The sequence below is a fragment of the Chitinimonas sp. genome, from assembly GCF_041904975.1.
In the GTDB taxonomy this organism is placed as follows: Bacteria; Pseudomonadota; Gammaproteobacteria; order Burkholderiales; family Chitinimonadaceae; genus Chitinimonas.
On sequence record NZ_JAYRLZ010000182.1, the window covers coordinates 1 to 8,725 of the forward strand.

The window sequence follows — 8,725 nt, forward strand, 5'->3', positions numbered from 1 at the left end:
CCCTCGCCGGCAATCCGGCCGATAGCACAGAGCCTACCTCTGTGGACGCCATTGGCCTGATCCAACGCGACTCTGCCGAGCCCTTGCCACTGGAGTGATCTACGGGTCTTGCCGGCTCACCGGCAAGACCCGCTGTTTGCCAGCACGGTAGTGCGGGTTCATATGGCAGCTTGCATGTCTGCCCCCCATTGCGCTGGCCCGCCCCCTTTGGCAGGGCTAGCTGCAATGGTCTGGCCGAACGCAATATGACACTCAGGCACCGCCGCGCTTTTGCCGCTGCCGCTCGTAACCGGCCTTGCCGATCACCTTCCACTTGGCAGTGGCCGCCTTGCGCTCCAGCGCCGTCTGCGTGCCGCGTCGCGCTTCGCGCAGCAGCTTGTGATAGTTGCGCAGGCGGTCAGCCGGCACCACCTCGCGCACGGCACAGCCGGGCTCATCTTCGTGCTGGCAATCGCGAAAGCGGCATTGGCCGGCCAAGGCGTCGATATCTTCGAAGCCGGCGCTAATGCCCTCGCTATCCTCATCGGGCCGCCAGGTACGCAGGCCCGGCGTGTCGATAATGCAGCTGCCATCCGCGCAGCAATGCAGCGAACGTGCGCGGGTGGTGTGGCGGCCGCGGCTATCGGCTTCGCGCACCGCGCCGGTACTCTGGCCGGCGCTGCCTGCGGTCAGCGTATTGGTGAGGGTGGACTTGCCGGCGCCGCTGGAGCCCAGCAGCACCAGCGTCTGGCCGGCGCCGAGCCAGGGATCAAGCTGGGCGACGCTGGCCGGGTCCAGGCCATTGATCGCCAGCACCGGCACCGAAGCAGGCAGGCGATCTTGCACCTGTTGCTGCTTGGCTGCGGCATCGGCACAGGTGTCGACCTTGCTCAGCACCACCACTGCCGCCACACCGGCGGAGCGCACCAAGGCGGCATAGCGCTCCAAGCGGCGCAGATTGAAGTCGTGGTCCAGCCCCATCACCAGCAGTGCGGTATCGACATTGCTGACCAGCGGCTGGCGCCGCCCATCGTTGGCGCGGCGTGCCAAGTGGGTGAGCGGCGGCAATTGCGCCACGATCCAAGGCTCATTCAGCGCATTGTGCTGTACCAGCACCCAGTCACCCACCGACAAGGCGGTGGCTTGTGCCTGCAAGCTGGCCACCAGATGCGGCATGGCCCGCACCAGTATTTCTTGCCGGCCGTCGTGCACGGTCAGCCGGTCGCGCTGCAGCTCGGTAATGCGTGCGAGCTGTGCGTCGTCGTGAATCTCGCTGGCATACAGTTGATTGATCAAAGCCTGCGTCAGCCCGATGGCGCGCAAAGCGGCGTAATCGAATTCGATCATGGTGGTCGTCCTTCCAGAATCATTGCGCCCGCGCAGCGCGAGCAAAGCCATGACGCAAGCGCGCCAGGGCACAAAGGGTATGGAGAGTCGGCCAGCGGACGCCGGGCGTTGAATCGGGTAGAGCTAGAGTGGGCGAGCGCCCAGCGATACCGTGGCCGACAGGAGGGCAAGGTCAAGATGCGTCATGGCTGTCTCCTGTGGTTTTGCGGAAAGGCGTGCAGTGTGTCGCGGCAGGCAGACCCCGGTCAAGTGCAGCGGAGCGCGGCGTGAATAAAACAACACCAGCAGTTGGCAAGCGCGATTGCCGCCGCTCACAGCATGCCCAGCTGCTGCTGCGCCAGCTCGCCAAGGCGGCGCAGGCGGGCATCAACGGTCGGGGTCCAGGGTTCGCCGCTGCACAGGCGCAAATAGTTGCGATAGCTGTGGCGGGCGGAAAACAGCGGGCCGGGCGCAAAGCTGATGTCCTCGGCCACTGCGGATTGCAACAGGCGGGTGGCATCGGCACCGGCCGGCAGGGCCACCCAGCAAAGATAGCCGCCCTGCGGCTGGGTCCAGCGGGTGCCGGCCGGGAAGTAGCGCGCCAGGCCATCGCTCAGCTGGGCCAGCTGGTCGGCGCACATGCGGCGCAGGCGGCGCATATGCTGGTCATAGCCACCGCTTTCCAGAAAGCGCGCCAGGGTGGCCTGGGTGACGGCCGGGGTGGAAAAGGTATTGATGTACTTGAGGATCTGTACCCGTTCGCGGTAGCGGCCCGGCGCGATCCAGCCCACCCGCATGCCCGGCGCCACCAGCTTGGTAAAGCTGGCGACATACAGCACATTGCCGGTTTCATCGAAAGCCTTGGCCGGACGCGGCCGCTCGCGCCCCTGGTAGAACTCGCCGTAGATATCGTCTTCGATCAGCGGAATCTGCCGCTCGGCCAACAGCTTGACCAGGGCCTGCTTGTTGTCGTCCGACATCAGGCTGCCGGTGGGGTTGCTGAAATTGGGCATCAGCACGCAAGCCGCCACCGCGCCATCGCGACTGGCCAGCTCCAGCGCCGGCAGCGAGATGCCATGCATCGGGTCGGTAGGAATCTCCAGTGCTTTCAACCCCATCGCTTCAAACAGCTGCAGCAGGCCGAAATAGGTAGGGGACTCCACCGCCACCACGTCACCGGGCTGGGTGGTGGCACGCAAGGCCAGATTCAGCGCCTCGATGCCACCGGCGGTGATCTGCACATCGTCGGCGGTAAACTGGCCGCCCCACTCCATGGCATGGCGTGCTACTTGGCGCCGCAAGCCTTCCAGGCCACGGGTGCCGCCATATTCGGACAACAGGGTGGGCTTGGATTTAAGTGCCTCATTCATCAGCTTGTGCAGCTGATTATTGGGGAAGCACTCGGGTGCCATCACCGCGTAGCAAAAGCCATGGCGCAAACCATGTGTCAGTTGCAGGTAGTCCCACAGCCGCTTGTTGACAGTCACCGCTGCCGGCGTTGGTTTCGGACGCGATACCGGCGGTGTTTCGCGCACCGTGCGCACAAAGAAACCGGACTGCGGCCGCGCCTCGATCAAGCCACGGTCCTCCAGCAGGCGGAACGCCTCGCTGACGGTGGACAGGCTGACGCCGCGCCGGTCGCGCAACTCGCGCAAGCTGGGCAGGCGCTCGCCGACCTTCAGGGTTCCGGCGCCGATCTGTGCCGCGATTTCATTGGCTAGCGTCGCATACAGGGTGGCAGTGCTGGTGGACATGGCGATCTGCGGCTAAGGGTTGCGAGTGATCATGCACGGCGCGGCGACGGCGGCCAAGAAACAGTCCACGGCAAAACCGACCATGACAGTTGCGATCTGCCCGCCGCTGTACCGCCAAAATACAGAACAGTCTGGGCCTAAAAATCACTGGCGCCGCTACGTAAAATGGCCACATTGCCATCCAAAGCGGAGAACACCATGCGCCAGCTCTATCATCTCGAAAAAGATCATGTGCAGACCCTGCAGCTACTGGCCGGCGACGAGCTCATGGTTCAACACGGCACCGTCTGGTTAAGCGAAGGCGGCGACGATATCGTGCTGGAGCGCCAACAGCGCTATCGGCTTAATGTGGGCGGCCCTGTGGTGATCGAGGCACTGTGCGACACCGAGCTGACTGTGCGCCATGCCGATACAGCTGGCGCACGACACGGCTGGCACGACTGGCTGAGCCGCGCCATGGCAAGGCTGGCCTGAGAGCGCCGCGCACTCAGGCGGCGCGCTTCAGCAGACAAAGCTGTACTGTGCGACGCGACTCAAGGCTGCCGCTTCTCTACCTTGCATTCATAGCTAAGGATCACCCGGCCTTCCGGATCGCAGCTCTCCAGCTTGACCGAAAATCCCCACAGACGGGCGATATGCTTGAGCACCTCATGCACGCTATTGGCCAAGGGCCGGCGATTATGCTGGGTGTGGCGCAGGGTGATCGAGCGATCGCCACGGGTATTCACTTCCCACACCTGGATATTCGGCTCGCGGTTGCCGAGGTTGTACTGGTCGGCCAGTTTGCGGCGGATTTCGCGGTAGCCGGTTTCATCGTGGATGGCGCTCACTTCCAGCTTGGCTTCCTGATCGTCATCACGCACGGCAAACAGGCGGAAATCGCGGATCAGCTTCGGTGACAGATACTGGGCAATAAAGCTCTCATCCTTGAAGTTCTTCATGGCAAATTCCAGCGTCGGCCGCCACGGAGTGCCGGCGATATCGGGAAACCACTGGCGGTCTTCCTCGGTCGGGTTCTCGCAAATGCGCCGGATATCGGTATACATGGCAAAGCCGAGCGCATAGGGGTTGATGCCGCTATACCAGCGGCTGGTGACCGGCGGCTGGTACACCACGCTGGTGTGGGAATGTAGAAACTCCATCATGAAACCATCGGTCACCAGGCCTTCGTCGTACATCTGGTTAAGGATGGTGTAGTGCCAGAAGGTGGCCCAGCCTTCGTTCATCACCTGGGTTTGCCGCTGCGGGTAGAAGTATTGCGCCACCTTGCGCACGATGCGCACCAGCTCACGCTGCCACGGCTCCAGGAGCGGTGCGAATTTCTCGATGAAATACAACAGGTTTTCCTGCGGCTCAGCCGGGAAGCGGCGTGCCTCGACCATTTCTGCCTCTTCCTGCCGGCGTGGCAGGGTGCGCCACAGATCATTCACCTGGCTTTGCAGATAGGCCTCGCGATCGGCCTGGCGATTGCGTTCTTCATCCGCCGATAGCTTGGGCGGTCGCTTGTAGCGGTCCACGCCGTAATTCATCAGGGCGTGGCAGCTGTCGAGCAGCTCTTCCACTTCGTCGATGCCATAGCGCTCTTCGCATTGGCGGATGTAGTTCCGGGCAAATACCAGGTAATCGATGATGGCGCTGGCATCGGTCCAGGTACGGAACAGATAGTTGCCCTTGAAAAAACTGTTGTGGCCAAACGCCGCATGGGCAATCACCAGCGCCTGCATGGTGATGGAATTTTCTTCCATCAGATAGGCAATGCAGGGGTTGGAGTTGATGACAATCTCGTAAGCCAGCCCCATCTGGCCCCGTTTATAGCCTTTCTCGGTCTGCAGAAAGTGTTTGCCATAGCTCCAGTGGTGGTACATCACCGGCATGCCGACCGAGGCATAGGCATCCATCATCTGTTCGGCGGTAATGATTTCCAGCTGGTTGGGATAGGCATCGAGCTGGAATTCCTTCACGGCAATCCGCTCGATCTCCTTGTAATAGCGGTCGATCAGCTCGAAGGTCCATTCCGAGCCGGTGGATAGCGGGCCCTTGAAGGAAGCGCTGCGCTTGCGACTGCGCTTCTTCGGCTCCAGTGGCGGTGAGGGCGGGGTCAGGGTATCAGTCATGCGGCGGTCGACACTTTCTTGAACAGATCGCGAAACACCGGGTAGATGTCCGCCTGCGACTGGATCTTGCGCATGGCGAAATGGCCGCAAGCAGCGGCGATCTTCTGGTATTCCATCCACAGGTTTTGCGGCTCGCCCTCGGTAATCTCGATATAGGCGTAGTACTGCACCAGGGGCAGCACCTTGCCAAGCAGGATGTCCTTGCAGATCACCGAGTCGCTATCCCAGTTATCGCCATCGGAGGCCTGGGCAATGTAGATATTCCAGTCATTGGTAGGAAAGCGCTCGCCGATGATCTTGTCGACCAGCTTGAGCGCCGAGCTGACCACGGTGCCGCCAGTGTCACGCGCATGGAAAAAATCATGCTCGTTCACTTCTTGCGCCTGGGTATGGTGGCGCACGAACACCACCTCGATCTTTTCGTAAGCCCGCATCAGGAACAGGTAGAGCAGGATAAAGAAACGCTTGGCGGTGTCCTTTTTCTGCTCGTCCATCGAGCCCGACACATCCATCACGCAGAACATCACCGCCTGGGTGCTAGGGCGCGGCACCTTCACCCGGTTGGTGTAGCGCAGATCGAACGGGTCGATAAAGGGGATGCCGATGATGCGCGTCTTCAGCGCGCGGATTTCCTCGCGCAGTGCCTGTACCGCCGGATCATGCTCGTCGAGGGTTTCCAGCAGCTCGTCTAGCTCTTCGCGCGCCTCATCCAGCCTGGCCATCGGCGCGGCGGACAGGGCAATGCGCCGACCCAGCGCGCCCTTGAGCGAGCGCACGATATTGATATTGCTTGGGGTTCCATCGGCGGTATAACCAGCACGCACCTGCTTGAATGATTGGGTGGCGGCCAACTGGGTCTTTACCAGATTGGGCAGCTCCAGATCATCGAAGAAGAAGTTGAGAAACTCTTCGCGGCTCAGCTCGAAAGTGAAGTCGTCCTCGCCTTCGCCATCCTGCGAGGCCTTGCCACCGCCGCCGCCGGCCCCGCCATCGGGCCGGTCGATCTGGTCGCCGCGCTGGTATTCCTCATTGCCCGGGTGCACCGATTCGCGCATGCCACCTTGCGCATGACCGAACACCGGCTCGTTCACATCCTTCACCGGGATGGAAATCTTCTCCCCACTATCGATATCGGTAATCGAGCGGCCCTTGATCGAGCGAGCCACTGCTTCCTTGATCTGCCCACGAAAACGCCGCAAAAAACGCTCGCGGTTGATCGCGGATTTGTTCTTGCCGTTGAGACGTCGGTCGATAAGCTGAGCCATGGTAAACCCTGTGGAATGTAATGCGGGCCATTGCGCTCGGGCGAAAGGCGAACGGCGCCGGCTGCGCCGTCCCACCTTTCACACTGCACGCCTCAAGACGACTTTCTGACGCGCAGATACCAGTCACACAGCAGGCGCACCTGCTTGGCGGTGTAACCCTTGCTTACCATCCGGTTGACGAAATCTTCATGCTTCTTGGCATCTTCATGACTGCCCTTGGCATTGAAGGAGATTACCGGCAATAGCTCTTCGGTATTGGAGAACATCTTTTTCTCGATCACCGCGCGCAGCTTTTCATAGCTGGTCCACACCGGATTCTTGCCGGCATTGTTGGCGCGAGCCCGCAGCACAAAGTTGACGATCTCGTTACGGAAGTCCTTGGGATTGGAAATGCCGGCCGGTTTTTCGATTTTCTCCAGTTCATTGTTGAGGGCATTGCGATCGAAACTTTCACCGGTATCCGGATCGCGATATTCCTGGTCCTGAATCCAGAAATCGGCAAAGGTGACATAGCGATCGAAAATATTCTGCCCATACTCGGAATAGCTCTCCAGATAGGCCGTCTGGATTTCCTTGCCGATGAATTCGACATAACGGCTGGCCAGGTATTCCTTGATAAAGGCCAGGTATTTTTGCTCCAGCTCCGGCGCAAATTGCTCGCGCTCCACCTGCTGCTCCAGCACATAGAGCAAATGCACCGGATTGGCTGCCACTTCGGTGTGATCAAAATTGAATACCTTGGACAGTATCTTGAATGCCCAACGAGTAGACAGGCCCGACATACCTTCATCGACACCGGCAAAGTCGCGATACTCCTGAATCGACTTGGCTTTTGGATCAGTATCTTTCAGGTTTTCACCGTCATACACCTGCATCTTGGAATAGACGCTGGAGTTTTCCGGGTCTTTCAGCCGCGACAGAATGGAAAACTGCGACATCATCTTCAAGGTACCCGGCGCACAAGGTGCCTGTGCCAGCGAGGAATTACGCAGCAGCTTGTCGTAAATCTTCACCTCTTCGGATACGCGCAGGCAGTACGGCACCTTGACGATATAGATCCGGTCGAGAAAGGCCTCGTTATTCTTGTTGTTCTTGAATTGTTTCCATTCCGATTCATTGGAGTGGGCCAATACCACGCCATCGAAGGGAATGGCGCCAAAGCCTTCGGTACCTTTGAAATTGCCTTCCTGGGTAGCCGTCAGCAAGGGGTGCAAGACCTTGATCGGCGCCTTGAACATTTCCACGAATTCCAGCAGGCCCTGGTTGGCCAGGCACAAGCCGCCCGAGTAGCTGTAGGCATCGGGGTCGTCCTGCGCATATTTTTCCAGCTTGCGGATATCGACCTTGCCGGTCAGCGAGGAAATATCCTGATTGTTTTCATCGCCCGGCTCGGTCTTGGCCACGGCAATCTGCTTGAGCACCGATGGATAGCGGCGTACCACGCGGAACTGGTCGATATCGCCGTTGTATTCGCTCATCCGCTTGACGGCCCAAGGGCTGGGAATGCATTTGAGATAGCGGCGCGGGATACCGTATTGCTCTTCAAGGATAGGCCCGTCTTCATCGGCACTAAACAGCCCCAGCGGTGATTCATTCACCGGGCTGCCTTTCACGCAATAAAACGGCACTTTTTCCATCAATTCCTTGAGCTTTTCGGCAATCGACGATTTGCCGCCACCCACCGGGCCAAGCAAATAAAGGATCTGCTTTTTCTCTTCCAGTCCTTGGGCGGCATGGCGGAAGTAGGCCACCACCTGCTCGATGACCTCCTCGGTGCCATAGAACTCGCGAAAAGCCGGGTAGACGCGGATCACCTTGTTGGCAAAGATGCGCGACAGGCGCTGGTCGTTGCGGGTATCCACCGACTCGGGCTCGCCGATGGCCATCAACATCCGCTCGGCCGCTGTGGCATAGGCCGATGGATCGCGTTTACACAGCTCCAGATACTCCCGCAGGCTCATTTCTTCTTCACGGGTGCGGTCGTAGCGGGCACTGAAATTGGCGAAAATGTCCATGGCTTACCTCTCATCAGAATCAGTCGACGTGTGGCTTGGAGTAGGCCCGGCCTGAAAGTTCAGCAGGCTCGAACCCAAGGCGCCGGGCCGGTGTAGGCGCAATCCCGGTATAGCACACGCGGCTGATGCCTAGGGAAGCTCTGAACGAATCGGGTTTTCGACCGCCACCGCATGTCCCGGGAGACCCGGGACTAACGCGAAAGTAGATAGGTCATTGATTTATTGCTGTTTCATTCCACCCCTCCGCCCCCGCATTGCGCGGGGGAACCGCG

The 8,725-nt window shown here is 60.0% G+C and carries 6 protein-coding genes; 1 reads left to right on the forward strand and 5 read right to left on the reverse strand.

What is annotated here, in order from left to right; all coding sequences use genetic code 11:
• Positions 1-252: 252 nt before the first annotated feature.
• Both rsgA and ACE3OH_RS15535 read right to left on the reverse strand, forming a co-directional pair.
• Positions 253-1,326 (reverse strand): ribosome small subunit-dependent GTPase A, encoded by a 1,074-nt coding sequence (gene rsgA, locus ACE3OH_RS15530; RefSeq protein ID WP_374354857.1) that lies wholly within the window; start codon positions 1,324-1,326, stop codon positions 253-255.
• A 311-nt stretch (positions 1,327-1,637) separates the two neighbouring features.
• The gene (locus ACE3OH_RS15535) at positions 1,638-3,059 is read right to left on the reverse strand and encodes a PLP-dependent aminotransferase family protein (RefSeq protein ID WP_374354859.1); all 1,422 of its coding nucleotides are present in this window, start codon (positions 3,057-3,059) and stop codon (positions 1,638-1,640) included.
• 198 nt (positions 3,060-3,257) lie between these two features.
• Here ACE3OH_RS15535 and ACE3OH_RS15540 point away from each other — a divergent pair, with 198 nt between their 5' ends.
• Complete coding sequence (locus tag ACE3OH_RS15540; protein ID WP_374354862.1) at positions 3,258-3,533, forward strand: DUF2917 domain-containing protein; 276 nt, start codon at positions 3,258-3,260, stop codon at positions 3,531-3,533.
• A gap of 59 nt (positions 3,534-3,592) precedes the next feature.
• On the opposite strand, the gene ACE3OH_RS15545 is transcribed toward ACE3OH_RS15540, so the two are convergent.
• The 3 genes from ACE3OH_RS15545 to ACE3OH_RS15555 form a co-directional block, all read right to left on the reverse strand.
• Entirely contained in the window at positions 3,593-5,173 is a 1,581-nt protein-coding gene (locus ACE3OH_RS15545; RefSeq protein WP_374354865.1) for a SpoVR family protein, read from the reverse strand.
• Positions 5,170-6,438: a YeaH/YhbH family protein gene (locus ACE3OH_RS15550; RefSeq protein WP_374354868.1), complete on the reverse strand. Its 1,269-nt coding sequence runs from the start codon at positions 6,436-6,438 to the stop codon at positions 5,170-5,172. The genes ACE3OH_RS15545 and ACE3OH_RS15550 overlap by 4 nt, the downstream gene beginning before the upstream one ends.
• Before the next feature lie 92 nt (positions 6,439-6,530).
• The gene (locus ACE3OH_RS15555) at positions 6,531-8,453 is read right to left on the reverse strand and encodes a PrkA family serine protein kinase (protein WP_374354871.1); all 1,923 of its coding nucleotides are present in this window, start codon (positions 8,451-8,453) and stop codon (positions 6,531-6,533) included.
• Between the last annotated feature and the right edge of the window lie 272 nt (positions 8,454-8,725).

Excerpts from the sequence above, each read along its gene's own strand:
- rsgA (WP_374354857.1), bottom strand. The coding sequence starts at position 1,326 with ATGATCGAATTCGATTACGCCGCTTTGCGCGCCATCGGGCTGACGCAG.
- ACE3OH_RS15535 (WP_374354859.1), bottom strand. The coding sequence starts at position 3,059 with ATGTCCACCAGCACTGCCACCCTGTATGCGACGCTAGCCAATGAAATC.
- ACE3OH_RS15540 (WP_374354862.1), top strand. The coding sequence starts at position 3,258 with ATGCGCCAGCTCTATCATCTCGAAAAAGATCATGTGCAGACCCTGCAG.
- ACE3OH_RS15545 (WP_374354865.1), bottom strand. The coding sequence starts at position 5,173 with ATGACTGATACCCTGACCCCGCCCTCACCGCCACTGGAGCCGAAGAAG.
- ACE3OH_RS15550 (WP_374354868.1), bottom strand. The coding sequence starts at position 6,438 with ATGGCTCAGCTTATCGACCGACGTCTCAACGGCAAGAACAAATCCGCG.
- ACE3OH_RS15555 (WP_374354871.1), bottom strand. The coding sequence starts at position 8,453 with ATGGACATTTTCGCCAATTTCAGTGCCCGCTACGACCGCACCCGTGAA.